The sequence below is a fragment of the Pseudomonas frederiksbergensis genome (assembly GCF_003732665.1).
GTDB lineage: Bacteria > Pseudomonadota > Gammaproteobacteria > Pseudomonadales > Pseudomonadaceae > Aquipseudomonas > Aquipseudomonas frederiksbergensis_G.
Window position 1 is genome coordinate 265,215 of sequence record NZ_MOBP01000022.1, and the last position, 23,651, is coordinate 288,865.

The 23,651-nt window shown below is 60.3% G+C and carries 21 protein-coding genes; 7 read left to right on the forward strand and 14 right to left on the reverse strand.

Annotated elements, in window-relative coordinates:
- Positions 1–7: 7 nt before the first annotated feature.
- Complete coding sequence (locus BK665_RS29525) at positions 8–760, reverse strand: anti-sigma factor family protein (protein ID WP_123410031.1); 753 nt, start codon at positions 758–760, stop codon at positions 8–10.
- Positions 757–1,263 (reverse strand): sigma-70 family RNA polymerase sigma factor, encoded by a 507-nt coding sequence (locus BK665_RS29530; RefSeq protein WP_123410032.1) that lies wholly within the window; start codon positions 1,261–1,263, stop codon positions 757–759. Before BK665_RS29530 ends, BK665_RS29525 begins: the two co-directional genes overlap by 4 nt.
- Before the next feature lie 156 nt (positions 1,264–1,419).
- Between BK665_RS29530 and BK665_RS29535 the strand changes: the two genes are divergently transcribed.
- Together BK665_RS29535 and BK665_RS29540 are read left to right on the forward strand one after the other, a co-directional pair.
- Positions 1,420–2,505: a catalase family peroxidase gene (locus BK665_RS29535; protein WP_123410033.1), complete on the forward strand. Its 1,086-nt coding sequence runs from the start codon at positions 1,420–1,422 to the stop codon at positions 2,503–2,505.
- The gene (locus BK665_RS29540) at positions 2,502–3,047 is read left to right on the forward strand and encodes a cytochrome b (protein ID WP_123410034.1); all 546 of its coding nucleotides are present in this window, start codon (positions 2,502–2,504) and stop codon (positions 3,045–3,047) included. Before BK665_RS29535 ends, BK665_RS29540 begins: the two co-directional genes overlap by 4 nt.
- A 64-nt stretch (positions 3,048–3,111) precedes the next feature.
- Here the strand turns inward: BK665_RS29540 and BK665_RS29545 are convergent, their stop codons facing one another.
- Positions 3,112–4,338, reverse strand: coding sequence for an MFS transporter (locus tag BK665_RS29545; protein WP_123410035.1), 1,227 nt, complete (start codon positions 4,336–4,338; stop codon positions 3,112–3,114).
- Positions 4,339–4,433: 95 nt separating this feature from the next.
- On the opposite strand from BK665_RS29545, the gene BK665_RS29550 reads away from it, so the two are divergent.
- Positions 4,434–4,880 carry a winged helix-turn-helix transcriptional regulator gene (locus BK665_RS29550; RefSeq protein ID WP_123410036.1) on the forward strand — a complete coding sequence of 149 codons (447 nt, stop codon included), beginning with the start codon at positions 4,434–4,436 and terminating at the stop codon, positions 4,878–4,880.
- Between the two features lie 39 nt (positions 4,881–4,919).
- Here the strand turns inward: BK665_RS29550 and BK665_RS29555 are convergent, their stop codons facing one another.
- Together BK665_RS29555 and BK665_RS29565 are read right to left on the reverse strand one after the other, a co-directional pair.
- Entirely contained in the window at positions 4,920–6,071 is a 1,152-nt protein-coding gene (locus tag BK665_RS29555; protein ID WP_123410037.1) for a M14 family metallopeptidase, read from the reverse strand.
- Positions 6,072–6,550: 479 nt separating this feature from the next.
- On the reverse strand, positions 6,551–6,892 hold the full coding sequence (locus BK665_RS29565; RefSeq protein WP_123410038.1) for a DUF6124 family protein: 342 nt from the start codon (positions 6,890–6,892) through the stop codon (positions 6,551–6,553).
- 129 nt (positions 6,893–7,021) lie between these two features.
- Between BK665_RS29565 and BK665_RS29570 the strand changes: the two genes are divergently transcribed.
- Positions 7,022–7,672: a LexA family protein gene (locus tag BK665_RS29570; RefSeq protein ID WP_123410039.1), complete on the forward strand. Its 651-nt coding sequence runs from the start codon at positions 7,022–7,024 to the stop codon at positions 7,670–7,672.
- A 39-nt stretch (positions 7,673–7,711) separates the two neighbouring features.
- On the opposite strand, the gene BK665_RS29575 is transcribed toward BK665_RS29570, so the two are convergent.
- From BK665_RS29575 to BK665_RS29590, 4 genes are all read right to left on the reverse strand, one after another.
- Positions 7,712–9,661 (reverse strand): acetyl/propionyl/methylcrotonyl-CoA carboxylase subunit alpha, encoded by a 1,950-nt coding sequence (locus tag BK665_RS29575; RefSeq protein WP_123410040.1) that lies wholly within the window; start codon positions 9,659–9,661, stop codon positions 7,712–7,714.
- Positions 9,661–10,473 carry a gamma-carboxygeranoyl-CoA hydratase gene (locus tag BK665_RS29580; protein WP_123410041.1) on the reverse strand — a complete coding sequence of 271 codons (813 nt, stop codon included), beginning with the start codon at positions 10,471–10,473 and terminating at the stop codon, positions 9,661–9,663. The genes BK665_RS29575 and BK665_RS29580 overlap by 1 nt, the downstream gene beginning before the upstream one ends.
- A 118-nt stretch (positions 10,474–10,591) precedes the next feature.
- A complete protein-coding gene (locus BK665_RS29585; protein ID WP_123410042.1) occupies positions 10,592–12,196 on the reverse strand; it encodes a carboxyl transferase domain-containing protein in 1,605 nt (534 codons plus the stop codon).
- 104 nt (positions 12,197–12,300) lie between these two features.
- Positions 12,301–13,464, reverse strand: a complete 1,164-nt coding sequence (locus tag BK665_RS29590; protein ID WP_123410043.1) for an isovaleryl-CoA dehydrogenase — start codon at positions 13,462–13,464, stop codon at positions 12,301–12,303.
- 293 nt (positions 13,465–13,757) lie between these two features.
- On the opposite strand from BK665_RS29590, the gene BK665_RS29595 reads away from it, so the two are divergent.
- Positions 13,758–15,452, forward strand: coding sequence for an AMP-binding protein (locus BK665_RS29595; protein ID WP_123410044.1), 1,695 nt, complete (start codon positions 13,758–13,760; stop codon positions 15,450–15,452).
- A 658-nt stretch (positions 15,453–16,110) separates the two neighbouring features.
- Here BK665_RS29595 and BK665_RS29600 read toward each other — a convergent pair.
- The 3 genes from BK665_RS29600 to BK665_RS29610 all read right to left on the reverse strand — a co-directional run bounded on the left by BK665_RS29600 (position 16,111) and on the right by BK665_RS29610 (position 18,686).
- A complete protein-coding gene (locus BK665_RS29600; RefSeq protein WP_123410045.1) occupies positions 16,111–17,010 on the reverse strand; it encodes a hydroxymethylglutaryl-CoA lyase in 900 nt (299 codons plus the stop codon).
- 138 nt (positions 17,011–17,148) lie between these two features.
- A complete protein-coding gene (locus BK665_RS29605; protein ID WP_123410046.1) occupies positions 17,149–17,550 on the reverse strand; it encodes a MerR family transcriptional regulator in 402 nt (133 codons plus the stop codon).
- Positions 17,551–17,756: 206 nt separating this feature from the next.
- Entirely contained in the window at positions 17,757–18,686 is a 930-nt protein-coding gene (locus BK665_RS29610) for a LysR family transcriptional regulator (protein ID WP_123410047.1), read from the reverse strand.
- 152 nt (positions 18,687–18,838) lie between these two features.
- Between BK665_RS29610 and BK665_RS29615 the strand changes: the two genes are divergently transcribed.
- Positions 18,839–20,068, forward strand: a complete 1,230-nt coding sequence (locus tag BK665_RS29615; RefSeq protein ID WP_123410048.1) for an acyl-CoA dehydrogenase — start codon at positions 18,839–18,841, stop codon at positions 20,066–20,068.
- A gap of 128 nt (positions 20,069–20,196) precedes the next feature.
- Here BK665_RS29615 and BK665_RS29625 read toward each other — a convergent pair whose 3' ends face one another.
- On the reverse strand, positions 20,197–21,537 hold the full coding sequence (locus tag BK665_RS29625) for a substrate-binding domain-containing protein (RefSeq protein ID WP_123410049.1): 1,341 nt from the start codon (positions 21,535–21,537) through the stop codon (positions 20,197–20,199).
- A gap of 326 nt (positions 21,538–21,863) precedes the next feature.
- A complete protein-coding gene (xthA, locus tag BK665_RS29640; RefSeq protein ID WP_123410050.1) occupies positions 21,864–22,676 on the reverse strand; it encodes an exodeoxyribonuclease III in 813 nt (270 codons plus the stop codon).
- 292 nt (positions 22,677–22,968) lie between these two features.
- Between xthA and BK665_RS29645 the strand changes: the two genes are divergently transcribed.
- Positions 22,969–23,619, forward strand: coding sequence for a GNAT family N-acetyltransferase (locus BK665_RS29645; RefSeq protein ID WP_054053735.1), 651 nt, complete (start codon positions 22,969–22,971; stop codon positions 23,617–23,619).
- Positions 23,620–23,651 lie beyond the last annotated feature (32 nt).

Below are 23,651 nucleotides of genomic sequence, written 5' to 3' on the forward strand. Positions count from 1 at the left end.
GGTGTGATCAGAATTGTGCGGTTTGCTTGAGCATCCGCGCCGCCGCCGTATCACTGGGGCTGACCATCGCATAGTTGTACCCGGCGCCCGACCAGTATTCGGCCTGCAACTCGCCATCGCTGCGACTGCCTCGCGGCAACAGGTAGTTTTTCGGGCCGGGCGGGCGCACGTAGAAGCTGATCTTGTGCCCGCCCGCATCTTCATAGACCACCATTGCCGCCGGCCCTTGCTCGGTACTCAGCAACCTGCCGCTGACCGGTTTGAACCCGGCGCCCGCCAGGTCCGGCAAGCGATTGGCCTGGGTGAAGTAGCGGTCGAGCCAGCGCTGCATATCGCCGTCATCACTGACCTTGTAATCCGCCGGCAAGATGCCTTGCTGGGCGAACAAACGGTAGGCCTGCATGGCATCGGCCATCGGCGCCTGGGTGCTGACAAAAGTCATTTCCCGGGCCTGCCAGCCGCTGATCGCGCCGACGCTGACGGCGATCAACAACACCGCCGCGCTGGCCAGATGGCGTCGGGACTGGCGTTTAAGGCGTTGGCGAATCACGGCGGGATCGAGGTCCGGATTGGCCGGTTGCTGCAACGCGCCGCTTAAGGCTGCGCGCAGTTGCTGGGCGTCCTGCTGCCAGGCCCGCACTTGCTCGGAAACTTCGGCATTGCTGGCCAGAAAAGTCTCCACCAGACGTCGGTCCGCATCGCTGAGTTGGTGATCGATGTAGGCGTGCAGGTCACGCTCGCTTGGGGGCATGCTGATCATTTGAGTCTCCGCAGGGAAGGGCGGCTGATTTCGCCGTCGCTGAGTTCGCGCAAGGCCTGGCGAGCGCGGGACAGGCGGGACATCACGGTGCCCGTCGGGACGCCGAGAATCTCGGCGACCTCTTTATACGTCAGGCCTTCCACCGACACCCACAGCAGCAGGGCGCGCTGTTCGGTGTTGAGCTGGTCGAAGGCTTGCAGGGTGGTTTGCGCGATCACCGTGCGCTCGGCGGACGGCTGCGCATCGTCACGTCCGGTAAAGAATTCGAGCATCCGCGCATACCGCCGGGAGCGCCGGTGAGCGTCGAGAAACTGCCGATACAGAATCGAAAACAACCAGGCCCGCAGGTCGCCGTCGGGGCGTTTGTCACTCCAACTCGACAGCGCCCGTTCGAGGCTGGCCTGGACCAAGTCGTCGGCGCTGCTGGGGTTGCGGGTCAACGACACCGCGAACCTTCGCAATCTGGGAATGATTTCTCTCAGTTGTTCGTCGATATCGTTCATGAGTTTCTGACTAGTCACTACGCTGGACTAGGAAGACGCCCGGCATTCGAGGTTATTCCACGCCTGCAAAAATAAATACCGGCCGATGGAATAAACCTGCGCGGGGTGCGTCTGCTTGGTTCTTCTCACTTGTGGCCGATGGCCCTGGAGTCTTTCATGGTAGATCGCTCAACACCGCCCAACCGGCCGCCGCTGAGTACCGCCAGCCTGACAGCCCGCCTGGCCGGCATTGCGGTCATCGTCGCCGCAGTGGCCGGGGCTTTTGCCTACGTCAATGGCACCTTTGACCCACAACGCCTGACGCCGAAAAAACTGATCAATGTGCTGGAAACCAACAACGGCGTGCACCCGGGGTTCCGGCGTAATCACTCCAAAGGCGTGTGCGTGATCGGCCATTTCGAAAGCAGCGGTGAGGCGCGCAGCTATTCCAGCGCCCAGGTGTTCAATGAACCGCAGACCCCGGTGGTAGGACGTTTCGCACTGCCGGCCGGCAGTCCTTATGCGCCGGACTCCGCCGTGCCAATCCGCAGCATGGCGCTACGCTTCACCCAGGCCAATGGCCAACAGTGGCGCACCGGGATGAACAGCATGCCGGTGTTCCCGGTGGGCACGCCCGAGGCGTTTTATCAGTTGCAGCAAGCGCAATCGCCGGACCCGGCCACGGGTAAACCCAATCCTGCGGCGGTGCCGGCGTTTTTTGGTTCGCACCCCGAAGCCGGGCCGTTCCTGGCCTGGATCAAAACGGCGAAGCCGTCCGCCAGTTACGTGACGGAGACCTATAACAGCGTCAACGCGTTTTACCTGGTGAATGCGTCCGGGCAGAAGCAGGCGGTGCGTTGGAGCATGGTCCCGGTGGCCCAGGACGCGGCGGGTGCCACGGCGCCTGAAGGTGGGGATTTCCTGGAGAAAGACCTGGTGCAGAAGATTGCCGCAGGACCGCTGCGCTGGAAGTTGAACATCATCCTGGCTAACCCCGGTGACCCGGTGAATGACGCCAGCAAGGCCTGGCCCGAGGGCCGCAAAGTGATCAACGCCGGGACCCTGGTGCTCGACGCGACCCAGCCGCAACTCAACGGTGAGTGCCGCGACATCAACTACGACCCGCTGGTGTTGCCGGCCGGTATCGAAGGTTCCGACGACCCGTTGCTCGCCGCGCGCTCCGCCGGTTACGCCAGTTCCTATCTGCGTCGCACCAGCGAAGTTAATCAGTTGCCCGCCGCCAAACAGGAGGCTCAACAATGAGCGCCCAACCCAAGCATTTCGTCCCGCTGGCGCGCCTGCTGCACTGGCTGATGGCGTTGATGGTCATTGCGATGCTGTTTATCGGCGCGGGCATGGTGGCCTCGGTGTCCGAGCGTCATGAATGGCTGATCCACCTGCACAAACCTTTGGGTATTGCGATTCTGCTGCTGGTGATCGTGCGCCTGGCTGTGCGGTTCTCCACCCAGCAGCCGCCGCTGCCGGCGGACCTGCCCGGTTGGCAGGTGCTGGCGGCCAAGGCGTCGCATGTCTTGCTGTATGCGCTGATGCTGATTTTGCCGTTGCTGGGCTGGGCGATGATTTCGGCGGCGGGGGATCCCGTGATGCTCAGCAGCTCGCTGCAACTGCCGTCGATTGTGCCGGCCAATGCCCAGGTGTTTGCGGTATTGCGCAAGGCTCACGGGTATCTGGCGTATCTGCTGTTCCTGACGGTGCTGCTGCACCTGGCGGCGGCGCTGTTTCATGGTTGGGTGCGCCGCGATGACGTGCTGGACAGCATGTTGCGGGGTAAGGATCGCGGTTGAGTTGATCTCCGCTGAATCATTGTGGGAGCGGGCTTGCTCGCGAAGTCGGCGTGTCAGTCGGTATTCATGTCTCTGACACACCGCCTTCGCGAGCATGCCCGCTCCCACAGACTTCGGGTGTTTTGGCGGGCAGCGTTCGCCACCAATAGATCAGCGCCACGGCATTGATCCCGGCACCCAACAGGCAAACACCGATCCATCCACCCCACGCATACATCGCCGTCGAACCAATCGACCCCAGCGCACTGCCTATCGAATAAAACAGCATATACCCGGCGGTCAGTCGACTCTGCGCTTCGGGCCGCACGCTGTAGATCATGCTCTGGCTAGTGACGTGTACCGCTTGCAAACCCAAATCCAGCGTAATCACCCCCAGCAACAGCGCCCACAGCGAGGATTGGGTGAAGGCGATGGGCAGCCACGACGCCAGCATTAGCAACAGCGATAAACCGCTGGTCCATTGCCCCAAGCCGCGATCAGCCAGGTGACCCGCCCGGGCCGCTGCGAGGGCTCCGGCCGCACCGGCCAGTCCGAATAATCCGATTTGCGTGTGGGACAACGACAGCGGCGGGGCGCTGAGGGGCAGGACCATGGGCGTCCACAACACCATGGCACTGGCGAAGGTCAGCAGGGCGAGAGTCGCCCGTTGGCGCAGCAGCGGTTCTTCCTTGAACAAGGCGAAAACCGAGCCGATCAGCGCGGCGTAAGTGTGCGGCGGTTGCGGGGCTTCGTGTTTGGGCAGCACGCGAAACAGCAGCAACGCCATCACCAAGGTCAACCCTGCCGACAAGATATAGATCGAGCGCCATCCCGCCAGATCCGCCATGCCACCGGCCACCGTGCGAGCCAGCAAAATGCCGACGACGATGCCGCTGGTGATGACCCCGACCACGCGTCCCCGTTGAGCGGGAATCGCCAACGTCGCGGCGTAAGCCACCAACACCTGCGTCACTACCGCGAGCAACCCGGTCAACGCCATGCCGATCAGCAGCCAGATGCTGTTTTGCGCGAACGCGATCATCAGCAACGCCAGCGCCGACAACAGTGTTTGCGTGACGATCAGGCGCCTGCGATTGAGCAAATCCCCGAGCGGCACCAGCAACAACAACCCCAAACCGTAGCCGACTTGAGTCAGGGTGACGACGAGGCCGATGGTTGCCGGGTGGATGGAAAAGGCTTCAGCCATGGCGTCGAGCAGCGGTTGTGCGTAATACACGTTGCCGACGGCCAGACCGCAGGCGATGGCGAACAGCAGCACCACGCTTTTATTCAAGGGTTGATGAGGCTTCATGCCAGGCTCCTGATGTGGTTTCAAAATAAAACCAGTTGTACCGTAGAGATACTGGTTTTATATTGCAACCACATTTGCAGTCTGCGAGCAGGATCATGGTCAAGCGAACAAGCATGGAAGGCGCCGAATGCCCGGTCGCCCGTTCACTGGATGCCATCGGCGATTGGTGGTCGTTGCTGATCGTGCGTGATGCCTTCGATGGCATTCGCCGGTTTGGCGAGTTCCAGCGCAATTTGGGCATGGCCAAGAACATACTCTCGGCGCGGCTGCGCACGTTGGTGGCCCACGGGATTTTCGATCTGGTGCCGGCGTCGGATGGCAGCGCGTATCAGGAATATGTGCTGACGGAGAAGGGCAAAGGCCTGTTCCCGTTGATCATCGGCTTGCGGCAGTGGGGCGAGGCGTTTTTCTTTGAGGCGGGGGAGGCGCATTCACGGGTGGTGGATCGTGAACAGGGGCGGCCGGTGCGACCGTTGGAGTTGCGCGCCGAGGATGGCCGGTTGTTGGGGCCGGAGGATTGCGTGCGAGTGGCCGCCGAATGAGGCGCGGCTGCATGCCAGGCATGCAGCCAACGCGGGGGATCAGCGCACGGTATCAATCATCTCGGCGATGGTCGTCAGCACATCTTTACCCAACTGCTTGGAGCGCTTGCCCGACCAGCCGGTGAGTGCATTCGGCGCGTCGTTGTTGTCCTTGAACGGCATCTCCAGGGTCAGCGACAGGCAATCAAACTTCTGGCCAACGCTGTTGCAGGCCAGGGTCATGTTGGCCTTGCCCGGCAAATCACGGGTGTAGCCGTGCTTGGTTTGGAAGTCCTTGGTCAGGTGCTTCAAGTGATCACGGAAGTGAGTTTCAAGCTTCTCGAGCCGCGGCGTATACCCCGGATTGCCTTCGCAACCGGCGGTGAACACGTAGGGGATTTCTTCATCGCCGTGGATATCGAGGAACAAATCGACGCCGTATTTTTCCATCTGCTGCTGGACAAAAAAGACTTCCGGGCTGATTTCCTGGCTGGCGCTCTGCCAGGCGCGATTGAGGTCCTGGCCCATTGCGTTGGTGCGCAGGTGACCGTGGAAGGCACCATCCGGGTTCATGTTCGGCACCAGGTAGAGGTCGGCGCTGGCCAGGAGTTTATTCAGTACAGGGTCGTCATGCTTTTCCAGGCGTTCGATCACGCCTTCCATGAACCACTCGGCCATGTGCTCGCCCGGATGCTGTTGCGCGATGATCCAGACCTTGCGCTGACCTTCGGCGCCCGTGCCTTTGCGCAGCAATTGAATGTCGCGACCTTCGGCACTTTTGCCGGTGGCCAGCAACTCGGTGCCGGCCTTGGTCAGCGCCTGTTCGATCAGCCAGTCATGGCGACCGCGGCTGTAGGGTTCGAAGTAGGCAAACCAGGCGTGGGTAGCGGTGGCTTCGAGGCTGAAGCGCAGGCAGTCGCCTTCGAAAATGGTCGGTACGCGGAACCAGTTGACGTGATCGTAGGACGCCACGGCCTGATAACCGTCCCAGGCTTTGTTGTACGAGGATTTGCTGGCGTTGTTCAGGCGAAACCAATGCTCTTGACCGACATGCAGACCGCTGGCCTTGAAGTGGAACCACTGGAAATGCTGGCTGCGGGTATCTGGTTTGATCGCCAGCAAGGCTTGCAACGGATTGCTGATGTCCAGCACTTCAATGTTGCCGCTGTCGAAATTGGCACTGATGTCGAAAGAGGATTTAGCCACGGTCATAGTCGGTTCCTGATTATGATTTTATGGCTGCTACTTTACACGCAAGGCGGGGATGAATCGGCGGAAAATTACGGGGTGACGCGGGGGGCGTCCTCCTTGACGCCGAAGCAGCTTAGAGACTGTGTGATTGATTCTCAAGTGCTATTTTGGATTAGTTTGGCCCAATGTGGACGGGGTTCTCTTGCCATCAGATATTCTTTTGATATCATGCCGGCCATTGAATTCGCTGCACCTACAGTCTTCATTAGCCTGAAGCCAAAGCCAGAATAACTGGCAAAAAAAGACCCGGCAAAAAGCCGGGTCAAAAACCGTGATTAGCCTGATGAGGAGATAGTCCAGGAGACCGACCTAAGGTCCTCTGGTCCATCGACTGATCTCGCGACCAGCTGCATGCAATAATAATCATTCTCGTTTGCAAGTCAAATGATTTTATCTGCCCGATTGGAAAATTCTTTCCCGTCCTCCCCGAAAAATCCGTCTCAGTCGTTCTGATCGCCATCCAGGGATCGGTCGACCATCGCCTGCGCCATATCAATCATGTGCACCACCGAAAACGCCAGCGCCCGTTTTGCGCCTTGCTGATTGTCGGCGGCTTCCTGGGCGGTGGCGGCGGCACAGCGCAGCAGGTCGGAGGCGTGCACCAGCGCCTCTTCGCTGCTGACGTTGCGATTGACATCGAAAAAGCGCGACTGGACTTCCACTTCTGAAACAGTTGGTTTCAAGTAATAGTCCAGCGCCCGCTGCGCGGCGGCACAGCCTTTTGGCGAGGTGAAGGTGGTGTCGAATTGCATGTCTGGCACGTCGTGGCTGGGGTTGGTCATGATATTGGTGAACTCCGTGATTGATTCAGATCCGTTCACCCATCCTAGTACTTACTGTATTTGTGACCAGAATTTAAATACTACAATTTGTGTTTTGATGGCCGGAGGCGCCCACGTATCGTGCCGCACATGGATAAATGGATTGAATTGGTCAAGGCCAAAATGAGTGAACTCAAAATCACTCAAGACGAACTCGCAGATCGCCTCGGGATGTCCCAGGGCGGCGTCGGCCACTGGCTGAACAAACGCCGCGACCCTGGCATCGTCAACATGAACCGCGTGTTGAAGGCGCTGGGCATGGACTTTCTCGAAGTGGCGCTGGTGATCCGCGAACCGCTCATTCTGGAAGAGGAGGAGATGCCGCTTGCGCTCAAGTACAACCCGTACTTCCGCTACCCGGTCAGTGACTGGAAGGAGCCGGCGCAACTGCGCGATGGCGAGCTGACGGTGTATCGCAAGGAGGAACGCTACGAGCTGACCGACTACCACGCCCAGGGCCCGGCCTTCTGGCTGAGTGTGGTGGGCGACGCGATGACCGCTCCCACCGGCATCAGCATTGCCGAGGGCATGATGATCCTGGTGGACCCGGCCATTGTGCCGGAGCCCGGAAAACTGGTGATCGCCCAGTGGCCGGACAGCGCCGAGGCGACCTTTCGCAAACTGATCGAAGAGGGCGGGCAGCGTTACCTGGTCCCGCTGAATCCGACCTATCCGAAAGCCCTTTTCACCGAGGAGTGCCGAATTATCGGCGTGGTGGTTCAGGCAACCGCCAAATTCTAATCAGATCGGTCCTCGCAATGCGTAGGACCGATCCTCATTTCACGCTTCTTCCAACTCCACCAACGCACTGCCTTCGCTGACCATTTCGCCTTCCTGGCAATACAGCGCCTTGATCACCCCGGCATGGGGCGCACGAATGCTGTGCTCCATTTTCATCGCCTCCAGCACCACCAGTTGCGCCCCGGCTTCGACCGTTTGCCCGGCCTCCACCAATACCCGCACGATGCTGCCATTCATGGGCGCAGTCAGGCCGCCCTGATGACTGTGACTGGATTCGACGGCGGCAATCGGGTCGTAGGTCTCGACCCGACGCAGTTCACCTTCCCATTGCAGGTACAGGCTGTCGCCACGATGGATGGCCCGATGCTGGCGGCGCACGTCGTCGTGCTCGATCAGCAGGTGTTCGCCCTTGAGTTGCGCGGTGCTTACATTGCCAAGGGTCAATGCGCGATCCTGACCTTCGCAGCTCAAATGCAGCGTGATTTCCTTCGGCAATCCGGCGCGGAAACCACTGTTGCTGGCCCACGGCGAACTTGGGTCATCCATACGCGACACCGACGGTTGGCCCTGTGCAAACGCCTGGGCCGCCACCTGCCAGAACCCATCGCTGAGGTCGGCAGGCGCTGGCAGCAGTTGCTCCTGATAACGGGGAATGAACCCGGTATCCAGTTCCGCCGCGGCAAAGGCAGGATGACCGATGATGCGGCGCAGGAAGTTGATGTTGGTCTTGAGGCCGCCGATGGCGAATTCATCGAGCATGCTCAACAACCGCAGACGCGCCTGTTCCCGGTCTTCGCCCCAGGCAATCAGCTTGCCGAGCATCGGGTCATAGAACGGCGAAATTTCATCACCTTCCTCGACACCGCTGTCCACCCGACGGCCAGGCGCTTCGGTCGATTCACGATACAAATCCAGTCGCCCGGTAGCCGGCAGGAAATCATTGCCCGGATCTTCGGCGTACAACCGCACTTCAATGGCATGGCCGATCAGCGGCACCTGCTCCTGAGTCATCGGCAGCGCTTCACCCCGGGCCACGCGGATCTGCCAGGCCACCAAGTCCAGGCCGGTGATGGCTTCGGTGACCGGGTGTTCGACTTGCAGGCGGGTGTTCATCTCCATGAAGAAGAACTCGCCACGCGAATCCAGCAGAAATTCCACGGTGCCGGCGCCAACATACCCAATCGCCTGGGCCGAACGCACCGCCGCTTCACCCATGGCCCGCCGCAGTTCCACACTGAGGCCCGGGGCCGGCGCTTCTTCAACGACTTTCTGGTGTCGGCGCTGGATCGAGCAATCCCGTTCATTCAAATACAGGCAGTTGCCGTGCTGATCGGCAAACACCTGGATTTCCACGTGGCGCGGCTTGAGCAGGTATTTCTCCACCAGCATCCGCGAATCGCCGAACGACGATTGCGCTTCACGCTGGGCCGAGGCCAGGGCTTCGGCCAATTGGCTGACGTCCTCGACCACTTTCATGCCTTTGCCGCCGCCACCGGCCGTGGCCTTGAGCAGCACCGGATAACCGATGCGTTCGCAGGCGTCGCGGAAGGTGTCGAGGTCCTGGGCTTCGCCGTGATAACCCGGCACCAATGGCACGCCAGCGGTTTCCATCAAAGCTTTGGCCGCGGATTTGCTGCCCATGGCGTCGATGGCCGAGGCGGGCGGGCCGAGGAAAATCAGGCCTGCCGCTTCAATTGCGCGGGCGAACCCGGCGTTTTCCGAAAGAAAGCCATAGCCCGGATGAATCGCCTGGGCGCCACTGGCCTGGGCGGCGGCGATGATTTTGTCGATTTGCAGGTAGCTGTCGGCAGCCTTGCTGCCGCCCAGGTCGACGCGGATATCCGCTTCGCGGCTGTGCCGGGCGTCGCGGTCGGTGGCGCTGTGCACGGCGACGGTGGTCAGGCCCAGGGCTTTGGCGGTGCGCATTACCCGGCAGGCGATTTCGCCGCGGTTGGCCACCAGCAGGGTGGTGAGAACAGGTGCGCTCATCAACGGGGCTCCTTGGTGGTGTCGGCTTGCCAGGTCGGCGGACGTTTTTGCAGAAAGGCGCGCAAGCCTTCCTGGCCTTCAGGGCTGACGCGAATCCGCGCAATGGCGTTTTCGGTGTAGCGCCGCAGCGCCGGGGTCAGTGCGCCGTGGCCGACTTCGCGCAGCAAGTCCTTGCTGGTACGCATTGCCGCCGGGCTGTTGAGCAGCAGGTTATCGATCCACTGTTCGACTTTCTGCTCCAGCTCAGCGACCGGATAGCTCTCCGACAACAAGCCAATTTCCCGCGCCCGTTGCCCGCCGAAACGTTCGGCGGTCAGGGCATAGCGCCGCGCTGCCCGCTCGCCGATGGCCTGCACCACGAACGGACTGATCACCGCTGGCGCCAGGCCGATGCGCACTTCCGACAGGCAGAATTGCGCGTCATCGGCGCCAATGGCCATGTCGCAGCAACTGATCAATCCCAGTGCGCCGCCATACGCCGCGCCTTGCACCACGGCCAGGGTCGGGATTTTCAGCTTGGCGAGGTTGTACATCAACTCTGCCAGTTCCCGGGCGTCGTCGAGGTTGGTGTGGTAATCGAGCTCGGCCGATTGCTGCATCCAGGCCAGGTCGGCGCCGGCACTGAAATGCTTGCCACGTCCACGCACCAGCAAAAACCGCAGGCTGGCATCGCCCGAGACTTTGTCGAGGGCGAGGATCAGCTCGCGGATCATCTCGGCGTTGAACGCGTTGTTCTTGGCTTCACGGCTGAGCCACAGGGTCGCGAAACCCCGTGGGTCGGTCAGCAGTTCGAGGGTGTTGAAGTCGCTCATATCTATCCGTCTCCACAACTCTATTCTGTAGGAGCGAGGCTTGCCCGCGAAGGAAGCGCCGTGGTGTAACTGTTGCACCGCGTCCAGCCTGTTCGCGGGCAAGCCTCGCTCCAACAAATCACATCCGGAACACGCCGAAGCGGCTCGGTTCGATTGGCGCGTTCAGCGACGCGGACAAGGCCAGGGCCAGTACATCCCGGGTTTGCGCCGGGTCGATGACGCCGTCGTCCCACAGCCGTGCGCTGGAGTAGTAGGGGTGACCCTGCTCTTCGTATTGATCGAGGATCGGCTGCTTGATCTCGGCTTCCTGTTCGGCGCTGAAACCCTGGCCACTGCGTTCGGCCTGCTCGCGTTTGACCTGAACCAGCACGCCAGCCGCCTGCTCGGCACCCATCACGCCAATACGTGCGTTCGGCCACATCCACAGAAAACGCGGATCGTAGGCCCGCCCGCACATCCCGTAGTTACCCGCGCCGAAGCTGCCGCCGATGATCACGGTGAATTTCGGCACCTTGGCGCACGCCACGGCAGTCACCAGTTTGGCGCCGTGCTTGGCGATGCCGCCGGCCTCGTATTTCTGGCCGACCATGAACCCGGTGATGTTCTGCAGGAACAGCAGCGGAATGCCGCGTTGGCAGGCCAGTTCGATAAAGTGCGCGCCTTTCTGCGCGGCCTCGGCGAACAGGATGCCGTTGTTGGCGAGGATCGCGATCGGGTAGCCGTGCAGGTGGGAAAAGCCGCACACCAATGTAGTCCCGAACAGCGCTTTGAATTCGTCGAATACCGAACCGTCCACCAATCGCGCAATCACTTCGCGCACGTCGAATGGCTGCTTGGCATCCGCCGAAACCACGCCATACAACTCGTCGCTGCCGTACAGCGGCGCAATCGGTGTGCGTTGCTGCAATTCGCCGAGCTTGCGCCAGTTGAGGTTGGCGATGCTGCGTCGCGCGATGGCCAAGGCGTGTTCATCGCTCTCGGCGTAATGGTCGGCCACCCCGGACACCTTGCAGTGCACGTCGGCCCCGCCCAGGTCTTCAGCGCTGACCACTTCACCGGTCGCGGCTTTCACCAGCGGCGGGCCGGCGAGGAAAATCGTCGCTTGATTACGGACCATGATCGCTTCGTCAGCCATCGCCGGCACATAAGCACCACCCGCCGTACAAGAACCCATCACCACGGCAATCTGCGGAATACCCATGGCGCTCATGTTGGCCTGGTTGAAGAAGATCCGGCCGAAGTGCTCGCGGTCCGGGAACACTTCATCCTGACGCGGCAAGTTGGCGCCGCCGGAGTCCACCAGGTAGATGCACGGCAAACGGTTTTGCTGGGCGATGGTCTGGGCGCGCAGGTGTTTTTTCACGGTCAGCGGGTAGTACGAACCACCTTTCACCGTAGCGTCGTTGGCGACGATCATGCATTCGACGCCTTCGACCCGGCCGATGCCAGCGATCACGCCCGCCGCCGGCACCTCTTCGCCGTACACGCCGTAGGCCGCCAGTTGGCTGATTTCCAGGAACGGTGAGCCCGGATCGAGCAGGCGATTGATCCGCTCGCGGGGCAGCAATTTGCCCCGGGAGGTGTGGCGTTCTTGCGCCTTCGGGCCGCCACCTTGCTGCACTTGGGCGAGCAGGGTGTGCAGGGCGTCGACCTGGGAGAGCATCGCCGCGCTGTTGGCGGCGAACTCCGCCGAACGGGGGTTGAGCTGGGTATGCAGAATCATGGGCTACTCCGTAGCAGCTTCGAGTTGCAAGCTACAAGCTACAAGTTGAAGCAAGAGCGCGGTTCTCTTGCAGCTTGAAACTTGCCGCTTGCCGCTGACGAAATTTATTTCGTTTCGTTGAACAGTTCGCGACCGATCAGCATGCGACGGATCTCACTGGTGCCGGCGCCGATTTCGTACAGCTTGGCGTCACGCAGCAGACGACCCGCCGGGAATTCGTTGATGTAGCCGTTGCCGCCGAGAATCTGGATCGCGTCGAGGGCCATTTGCGTGGCGCGTTCGGCGCTGTAGAGGATCACGCCCGCCGCATCCTTGCGCGTGGTTTCACCGCGTTCGCAGGCCTGGGCCACCGCGTAGAGGTAGGCGCGGCTGGCGTTGAGTTGGGTGTACATGTCGGCGACTTTGCCCTGGATCAGCTGGAATTCGCCGATGCTCTGGCCGAACTGCTTGCGGTCGTGGATGTACGGCACGATCAGGTCCATGCACGACTGCATGATCCCGGTCGGGCCACCCGACAGCACGACGCGCTCGTAGTCGAGGCCGCTCATCAGCACTTTCACGCCGCCGTTGAGCACGCCGAGGATGTTTTCTTCCGGCACTTCGACGTCATCGAAGAACAGCTCGCAGGTGTTTGAGCCGCGCATGCCGAGCTTGTCGAACTTGTTGCTGCGGCTGAAGCCTTTGGAATCACGTTCAACGATAAATGCGGTGATGCCATGAGGGCCTTTTTCCAGGTCGGTCTTGGCGTAGATCACGTAGGTGTTAGCGTCGGGGCCGTTGGTGATCCAGGTTTTGCTGCCATTGAGGACGTAGTGATCGCCACGCTTGTCGGCGCGCAGTTTCATCGACACCACGTCGGAACCGGCATTCGGCTCGCTCATGGCCAGGGCGCCGATGTGCTCGCCGCTGATCAGTTTGGGCAGGTATTTGGTTTTCTGTTCGTGATTGCCGTTGCGGTTGATCTGGTTCACACAGAGGTTGGAATGGGCTCCATAGGACAACGCCACCGAGGCCGAGCCACGGCTGATTTCTTCCATGATCACTACGTGCGCCAGGTAGCCCAGGCCCGCGCCGCCGTACTCTTCCGGCACGGTGACGCCGAGCAGGCCCATGTCACCGAATTTGCGCCACAAGTCCGCAGGGAACAGGTTGTCGATGTCGATCTGAGCCGCGCGCGGGGCGATCTCCTTGGCGACGAAGGACTGAACCTGATCGCGCAGCATGTCGATGGTTTCACCGAGGGCAAAGTTCAGGGATGGATAGCTCATGGGTCACCTTTTGGCTTTTTTGTAGGGTAGGGAGGGCAGTGATCCGGCTCTCACCTTTACGTTAACGTAAGCCTGTGACGAATGGCTGTCAATCACCCTTTACGTTAACGTCAACTTGAGCGAGAGTAGGGCCAGTTCAAGATAGAAAAGCGGACCCACCCTGTGGGAGCGGGCTTGCTCGCGAAAGCGGTATGTCAGTCGAAGTAATGTCAGCTGACACGACGCCTTCGCGAGCAAGCCCGCTCCCACAGGTGAACGTCGCCAACCCATAAATAAAGACAATAGGGGTCGTCATGGATCAACCCAGTGCAAACCCGCAGCGCAGCTACACCCGTGGTTCCCAGGACAAAGCTTTGCTGGCGATGACCATCGGCGAAAAGTTCGATCACACGGTCGCGCAATACCCGGACGGGGAGGCGCTGGTCGTGCGTCATCAACAGTTGCGCTACACCTGGCGGCAACTGGCCGATACCGTGGACCTGCACGCCCGGGCACTGCTGGCGCTGGGTTTGCAGACCGGTGATCGCCTCGGTGTCTGGGCGCCAAACTGCGCGCAGTGGTGCATCACCCAGTTCGCCAGCGCGAAAATCGGTGTGATCCTGGTCAACATCAACCCGGCCTATCGCAGTTCCGAACTTGAATACGTACTGAAGCAGTCTGGCTGCCAATGGCTGGTCTGCGCCGGGGCCTTCAAGACCTCCGACTATCACGGGATGTTGCAAGGCCTGGCACCGGAACTGGCGGAGCAATCCATCGGCCAACTGCAGAGCGAACGCCTGCCCGACCTGCGCGGCGTCATCAGCCTCGATACCCAGCCGCCTTCGGGTTTCCTGCCATGGTCGCAACTCGCCGATCTGGCGGCCAGCGTCCCGGTCGAGCAATTGCACGAACGCCAACACAGCCTGCATTTCGACCAACCGGTAAACATCCAGTACACCTCCGGCACCACCGGTTTCCCCAAGGGCGCGACCCTCAGTCACTACAACATTCTCAACAACGGTTACATGGTCGGCGAAAGCCTGGGCCTGAGCGCCGATGATCGACTGGTGATCCCGGTGCCGCTGTACCACTGCTTCGGCATGGTCATGGGCAACCTCGGCTGCATCACCCACGGCAGCACGATGATTTACCCCAACGATGCTTTTGATCCGTTGCTGACCTTGACCACCGTCGCCGAAGAAAAAGCCACCGCGCTTTACGGCGTACCGACGATGTTCATCGCCATGCTCGATCAACCCAGGCGCGCCGAATTCGACCTGTCGACCCTGCGCACCGGGATCATGGCCGGGGCCACATGCCCGATCGAGGTAATGCGCCGGGTCATCAATGAAATGCACATGAGCGAAGTGCAAATTGCCTACGGCATGACGGAAACAAGCCCCGTTTCTTTGCAGACCGGTCCGTCAGACGAACTGGAACTGCGCGTCACCACCGTCGGCCGCACCCAGCCGCAACTGGAAAGCAAAATCATCGACGAGGCCGGCAACCTGGTGCCGCGTGGCACCATCGGCGAACTGTGTACTCGGGGTTACAGCGTGATGCTCGGCTATTGGAACAACCCTCAAGGAACCGCCGAAGCCATCGATCAGGCCGGCTGGATGCACACCGGCGACCTGGCGAGCATGAATGACGAGGGCTACGTGTGCATCGCCGGGCGTAACAAGGACATGATCATTCGCGGCGGCGAAAACGTTTACCCACGGGAACTGGAGGAATTCTTCTTCACCCACCCGGCGGTGGCGGACGTGCAGGTGATCGGCATTCCGTGCTCGCGTTATGGCGAAGAAATCGTTGCCTGGATCAAATTCCACCCCGGCCACAGCGCCACCGAAGAGGAACTGAAAATCTGGTGCAAGTCGCGCATTGCGCACTTCAAGACACCGCGGTATTTCAAGTTTGTCGAAGAATTCCCGATGACCGTGACGGGCAAAATCCAGAAATTCCGGATGCGGGAAATCAGTATCGAGGAGCTCAAAGCGATACCGTAGGAGCGAGGCTTGCCCGCGAAGAACGATGACGCGGTTTTCCTGTTGGATCGAGGCGTTCCCTTCGCGGGCAAGCCTTGCTCCTACAGAAACCGGTTTTAGTGAAACGCAGAAAGCACAAAGGGGAGCCGAAGCTCCCCTTTAATTTGTCGTTGCGCGTGCTCTTTTTTTATTATTGAGGGGCGGTCTATTGTTGTTTTTGGCAACCGTGGCCCTTTACCGCTGTTTTAGTCGACCCCCATCCGGGGTCAAGAGCAAACGTATTTTTTTGAGCGCTGATCTACTTTTTCGCCAAGCGATCCAACCAGTTCGGGAGCTACCTGAAGGTAGTTTTATTGTTCTCTGCCCGGTTGCGGGTTACTCCGAAAAGCACCCTGAAAAGCACACCTTCTCCAAAAAAATCTGTTAGCTGCGTCTCTGCCGTGTTGTTCTTGTTATGTCAGAGTCGTTTCGTCTTATTTTTATTGGTTTGCTGCTTTTTATTCTTGTTATGCCATAGAGATAGCAGGAGCCGTGCCAACTTTATAAAGTCCTTTAAAATCAACGAATTGAGATTTCGTAGGAATTTTCGCTCAGCTCAAACTCGACAATTTGTTTCCGTGTTACTCGTTTTGTACCCGCACTCCAGACACTGCGGTAACACCCGGACACAACCGCAGCGTTACTGGGCGCTGCGCGCCTTGGCCACCCGCGAACCGGTGGCTCGCCCCAGCACGGTGCAAATCTGCTGGCCCGCGAGAATCAAGGCGTCCAGGTCGATACCGGTGTGAATACCCAAGCCATTGAGCAGGTACACCACGTCTTCGCTGGCAACGTTACCGCTGGCACCCTTGGCGTATGGGCAGCCGCCGAGGCCGGCGATAGAGCTGTCGAACACCGCGATGCCTTCCAGCAGGCTGGCGTAGATATTGGCCATGGCCTGGCCGTAGGTGTCGTGGAAATGCCCGGCCAGTTTGTCTCGCGGCACCTCTTTCGACACCACTTCGAACATTGTGCGGGTCGCGCCAGCGTTGCCGGTGCCGATGGTGTCGCCCAGGGAAACCTCGTAGCAGCCCATGGCATACAACTCCCGGGCGACCAGGGCGACTTGCTCCGGCGCGACGTGGCCTTCGTAAGGGCAGCCCAATACACACGACACATAACCGCGCACGCTGACGCCATGTTGCTTGGCCGCCTCCATGATCGGCACGAACCGCGCCAGGCTTTCGCTGATCGAGCAGTTGATGTTGCGCTGGGAGAACGCCTCGGAGGCGGCGGCGAATACCGCCACTTCCTTGACCCCAGCGGCGATTGCGTCTTCAAACCCGCGCAGGTTCGGCGCCAGTGCGCCGTAGGTCACGCCGGGCTTGCGCTGGATCTGCGCGAACACCTCGGCGGAACCGGCCATCTGCGGCACCCACTTGGGCGAGACGAAACTGCCGACTTCTATATAGCCCAGGCCTGCGGCGCTCAAGGCATCCACCAGCCGCACCTTGTCCGCGACGCTGATGGGCTGGGCTTCGTTTTGCAGACCGTCGCGGGGGCCGACTTCGATCAGGCGTACGTGGGTGGGGAGGGACATGGCAGTGGACCTTCTGAATGTTCGCAGAACCCCTGTGGGAGCGGGCTTGCTCGCGAATGCGGTTTTACATTCAACATTGATGTTGGCTGACACACCGCATTCGCGAGCAAGCCCGCTCCCACATTGGATCGTCGTTGGTTATTGAACGGGCTGCTGACTCTTGATCGTCTGTTCCAGCGCCTGGGTGCAGCGCTCTTGCGCCGTATCCAGTTCCAGCTTCATCTGCTCGATATCCAGCATCTGTTGCTCCAGTTGCTCGCGCCGCTCGGCGATTTTGGTCAGCATGGTTTGCAGTTGTTTCTGATTGCCGCCGGTGGGGTCGTAGAGTTCGATCAGTTCGCGGCATTCGGCCAGGGAAAAACCGATGCGCTTGCCCCGCAGGATCAGCTTGAGGCTGACCTTGTCCCGGGGCGAGTAGATGCGTTCCTGACCACGGCGTTCGGGGCTGAGCAGGCCTTGCTCTTCATAAAAGCGAATGGCCCGGGTAGTGATGTCGAGCTCGCGGGCGAGGTCGGAAATGCTGTAGGTCTGGCTGCTCATGGAAGCGCTCGAAGAAGGTCATGGCGCTAAGCTAATGGCAGGTTGACGTTTACGTCAAGGGGCAGGGGGCTATGGTGTTGCGGATGGCCTCTTCGCGAGCAAGCCCGCTCCCACAGGGATCTCTGTAATACACAAATGTTGTGCTCTCTGAAGATCGAATGTGGGAGCGGGCTTGCTCGCGAAGAACGGTAACGCGGTGCAACGTCCTACACCTTATCGAGCTTCTTCTCATGCGCCGTCACTTGCTGGCACAACTCGATCATCTGCTCGCGCATCCAGCGGTTGGCCGGGTCCTGGTCGGTGCTTTCGTGCCAGTAGAGGTGGGTTTCCACCGGCGGCACGTCGTTGACCGGCAGGTTGAACGCGTGCAAATCATGGCGACGGGCAAAGCGTTCCGGCACGGTCATCACCATGTCGGTCTGCTGCAACACCTGGGACGCCATCAAATAATGCTGGGAACGCAGGGCGATCTTGCGCTGAATCCCCATTTTCCCCAGGGCCAGGTCGACATGCCCAAGGCCGCTGCGGCGGCTGGAAATGTGGATGTGGGTCAGCGACAGGTAATCGTCGAGGGTGAATTTTTCTTTGCCCGCCAGCGGATGGCCCTTACGCATGGCGCATACGTAACGGTCCTCCATCAACTTGACGTGACGCACCTGCGGGTCGGTGTTAAGCGGCGCGTCCACGGCAAAATCCAGGCGACCGGCCGCCAGTTCCTTGGTTGTCTCGCGGCGCTTGGACAGAAAACTCTCGATGATCACCGCCGGTGCCAGGCGCCGCAGGCGTTGGAACAAGGCTGGCAGGATCACCGCTTCGGTGAGGTCGGTCATGCTGATGCGGTAGGTCTTGACCGCTTGCAGCGGGTTGAAAATGCGGCTTTCCTGCACCGACACCCGCAACAACGAGAGCGCGTTGCGCACCGGGCCGATGATGTTTTGCGCCATGGGCGTGGGCACCATGCCTTGGGCGGTGCGCACGAACAAGGGGTCGTTGAAGGTCTCGCGCAGGCGTGCAAGGGCGTTGGAAACCGCCGGCTGGGTAATGCCGACAATCTGCCCGGCGCGGGTCAGGTTGGCTTCGGTGTAGATCGCGTCGAAGACGATGAAAAGGTTGAGGTCGACCTTGCTCAGATTCATTGCGCTGCACTCTTATTGTTGGTTCTCAATCACCCGATCATATATCGGTGATGAATGTTAATACACGCCGAGAATAGGCTAGGTAAATTATCAACGCTGTTCTAGCATCGATTGCATGCCCTGAACAACCTCCCGAAAGAAGGTAGCTGCCCATGGATTTCGCTTATTCGCCCAAGGTGCAAGAACTGCGTGAGCGCGTGACCGCGTTCATGGACACCTACGTTTATCCCGCTGAAGCCGTGTTCGAGCGTCAGGTCGCCGAAGGCGATCGCTGGCAGCCGACGGCGATCATGGAAGAACTCAAACTCAAGGCCAAGGCCGAAGGCTTGTGGAATTTGTTTCTGCCTGAGTCCGAACTCGGCGCCGGCCTGACCAACCTTGAATATGCGCCGTTGGCCGAAATCATGGGTCGCTCGCTGCTCGGTCCCGAACCGTTCAACTGCTCGGCACCGGACACCGGCAACATGGAAGTGCTGGTGCGCTACGCCAACGAAGAACAGAAACAGCGTTACCTCGAACCGCTGCTGCGCGGCGAGATTCGCTCGGCGTTCGCCATGACTGAGCCGGATGTAGCCTCGTCCGATGCCACCAACATGGCCGCCCGCGCCGTGCGTGATGGCAACGAATGGGTGATCAACGGCAAGAAATGGTGGACCTCCGGTGCTTGCGATCCGCGTTGCAAGATCCTGATCTTCATGGGTCTGAGCGACCCTGATGCACCGCGTCATGCCCAGCACTCGATGATCCTGGTGCCGGTGGACACCCCCGGCGTGAAAATCGTCCGTCCGCTACCGGTGTTCGGCTACGACGACGCACCCCATGGCCACGCCGAAGTGCTGTTCGAAAACGTCCGGGTGCCGTATGAAAACGTCCTGTTGGGCGAAGGACGCGGCTTCGAAATCGCCCAGGGTCGCCTTGGCCCAGGCCGGATTCACCACTGCATGCGCTCCATCGGTATGGCCGAGCGTGCGCTGGAGTTGATGTGCAAACGTGCGGTCAGCCGTACCGCATTTGGCAAACCATTGGCGCGATTGGGCGGCAACATCGACAAAATCGCCGACTCGCGGATGGAAATCGACATGGCGCGGCTGCTGACGTTGAAAGCGGCGTACATGATGGACACCGTGGGCAACAAGATTGCCAAAAGCGAAATCGCCCAGATCAAGGTTGTTGCACCGAATGTGGCGTTGCGCGTGATCGACCGGGCGATCCAGATCCATGGCGGGGCAGGGGTGTCGAACGACTTCCCGCTGGCCTACATGTACGCCATGCAGCGCACCCTGCGCCTGGCCGACGGCCCGGACGAAGTGCACCGTGCGGCGATTGGCAAATTCGAGATTGGTAAATATGTGCCGAAAGAGATGATGCGTAGCGCGCAATAACACCTACAGATCGTTCCCACGCTCCGCGTGGGAATGCCGCCATGGACGCTCCGCGTCCGCTTTTGTAGCGGTGACGCGGAGCGTCACGGGATGCATTCCCACGCAGAGCGTGGGAACGATCGACGTGGTCAATACACCCAAACCTCAACCCGCCGATTCTTGATCCGTCCCTCATCCGCGCTATTCGCCGCTACTGGCATCTCGGCGCCAAAGCCACGAATCTCGCGAAACACCACACCGCTTTTCACCAGTTCCCGCCGCACCGCCATCGCCCGCAGTTTCGACAGCAGGTCGGCCCGCGCCGGGTCGCTCTTGGCATCGCCAAACCCCACCAGCGTTACCTCGCGGTTGCTCTTGTCGTGCTGCTTTATATAGTCGAGCACCCGGGACAGGTCCTGCCGGGCCTTGTTGTCCAGGCTCGCGCTGCCTTCTTCAAAGCGAAAATTCACAGTCAAACGCTGGGCATGCCGGCTCAGGGCCTGATAGCCCTCGGGCATCAGCGAGTTCGGTGTGACCGCCATGGCCTGAACGGTCTGGGCGATAAAGCCGTTGGCCGCGACAATCGCCTGACCCTTGCTGCTTTGAGCGAAGGCCACCAGCGCCTCGGCCCAGGGATTTTTCCCATTCGGCGGCAGGTAAAAGAACAGTCGTCGGGACAGCGGATAGTCCTCGGTGGCAATCAAACTGTTGAGCGGCAACATCGCCTGGGATTGCCCATCGACAATGGCCACGGCTTTCGCCTGGCGCACGTAGGGCAGGCCGATAAAACCGATGCCTTGCGGGTCGAGGCTGACCGCGTCGGACAATTGCTCGCTGGACTCGAAACGTTTCGCCGTGCTGCTCAGACTTTTCCCACGCCGACTGAGGACCAATTCCTTGAACGTGTCGTAGGTGCCCGACTGATCATCCCGCGCATACAGATGAATCGTCCCACCGATCCCGCCGAGTTCTTCCCACGTGCTGGCCTCGCCACTGAAGATCCGCGCCAGTTGTTCGGTGTTGAGCTGATTCAGCGGATTTTGCGGATGCAGGATGATCGCCAGGCCATCAATGGCGATGACTTGTTCGGCGGTGGGGCTTTTCAGATCGCCCAGGGATTTGAGGTCCGCCAGTTCGCTGTCCTTGATTGGACGGGACGAGGCGGCGAGGTCGGCGGAGGCGTTTTTCAGGGCAGTGAAACCGGTGCTGGAACCGTGGGCCGCGACCTCGATCACCACCCGCCGACCCTGGGCCGTTTGCCCGACGATCCGCTGTTCGTTGGCCGTGTCCGGGGTTTCGCTGTGCACCTTGACCAGGCCTTGCTCCTGCATCAGCCCCGCGACCAGCGCCGGGCCCAAATCCGCGCCAATGGTGTTGGAACCCTGGATGCGCAGCACGGGGCCGCGTTCGGGGATTGGCAAGACGCTGGCGGTGGCCATTAACGGCAGGGTGAGACACACCATTAACAGGAACAATACGCGCAGCGTCATGCCGGCACCTTAATAAGCCAAAGGAAGTGCCGGGAGAATAAGTCAGTAAGGTTTCCGAAAGATGACACTCAACCCTGTGGGAGCGGGCTTGCTCGCGAAGGCGTCGGGTCAGTCAACGCATGCATCAACTGATACACCGCTTTCGCGAGCAAGCCCGCTCCCACAGGGGGGCTGTGTGTTTCACAGAAATTGCGTCTGACACCAAACCAAATGTGGGAGCGGGCTTGCTCGCGAAGGCGCCGTGTCATTCAACACATGCATCAACTGATACACCGCTTTCGCGAGCAAGCCCGCTCCCACAGGGGATTGGGGGTGAATTCGGGGGATCAGCTCAATTCAAGCCAGATCGGTGCATGATCCGATGGTTTTTCCATCGCCCGCAGGTCGTAATCCACTCCGGCATCCTTCACTCGCGGCAACAAGCCATGGGAGGCCATGATCACGTCGATCCGCAGCCCGCGCTTGGGTTCGTCTTCAAAGCCGCGGCTGCGGTAGTCGAACCAACTGAAACGGTCAGCCACTTCCGGGTTCAGGTGCCGGAAACTGTCCACCAGGCCCCAGTTCTTCAGGCGTGCCATCCACTCGCGCTCTTCCGGCAGGAAGCTGCACTTGCCGGTTTTCAGCCAGCGTTTCATGTTGTCCGGGCCGATGCCGATGTCGCAGTCTTCCGGGGAAATGTTGACATCGCCCATCACCACCAGCGGCTGCTCGTTGGTGAACTGGCTTTCCAGCAATGCCTGTAAATCGTTGTAGAAACGCTGCTTGGCCGGGAATTTGGTCGGGTGGTCGCGGCTTTCGCCCTGGGGGAAATAGCCATTCATGATCGTCACCGGCACACCATTGGCGTCGGCGAAAGTGCCCCAGATGAAGCGCCGCTGCGCGTCTTCTTCATCGGTGACGAAGCCTTTATGCAGGGCCAGCGGCTCCTGGCGCGAGAGCAGGGCAACGCCGTAATGGCCCTTTTGCCCGTGGAAATACACGTGGTAGCCCAGGGCCTGAACCTCGGCCAACGGGAATTGGTCGTCGTGGACCTTGGTTTCCTGCAGGCCGATGACGTCCGGTTGATGCTTTTCAATCAGCGCCGCCAACTGATGCGGGCGAGCGCGCAGCCCGTTGATGTTGAAGGAGACGATCTTCATGGTCGGCAGTCCTGGCAAAAGGGCGATGCTAGCTGACATGTAGGAATGGGGCCAGTGTTGGGGTGAGGGGATTCGTGTTTGGCTGAAGGAATGTGGCGCCATTGCTGGCGCCTTCGCGAGCAGGCTCGCTCCCACAGGGTTATGGTCTATACCTTTGTGGGAGCGAGCCTGCTCGCGAAGACGGCCTGAGCCGCAACACTGATTCGGATCAGAAAGGAACTGTGCCAGCGCTATAGGCTCGTAACCAGAAGAGCGCCGTCATTTGAACGGTGCCCCGGGGAGATCTACCGTTATGCCTGAAACCTCGACCGCCATCGCCGATATCCACATGCTCGACAGCGGCTACTCCCGCGAAGCGCGCTCCTTGCTGTACCAGGCTTACCGCCACGAGCCGACCTTCGGCTATCTGTTCGAAGCCGAGCGCCCTGGCTATGAGCAGCGCGTTCGCGCCACCGTGCGCGAACTGGTCAAACAACATTTCCTTCAGGATTTGCCGGCCATCGGCCTGTTGGTCAACGACCGTTTGATCGGCATCGCCCTGATCGCGCCGCCGCAACGCCGCTTGGGCATCACCGAAAGCTGGGCCTGGCGTCTGCGCATGGTGCTCAGCACCGGTTTCCGCTGCACCCGGCGTTACCTCGAATACCACGATGCGGTCGCGGCCTGTGTGCCGTCCGATGCGGTGCATGTGCTGCCATTGCTGGGGATTCACCCGCAGTTCCAGGGCAAACACTTCGGCGAGCAACTGCTGCAAGCGGTGCACAACTGGTGCGCGGTGGATGAACACTCGGAAGGGGTGATTCTCGATACCGGAAATCCGCGTTATCTGGAGTTCTATAAGCGTCAGGGCTATGAGGAAATTGGCGAAGTGGCGGTAGGACCGATCCGCGAGCATGTGTTTTTTCACGCCAATCCCCAGGTGTTACAAACAGCAACCGCTTAAAGGTAGAACTTTCCCGGCACCCCAGGCTCTAT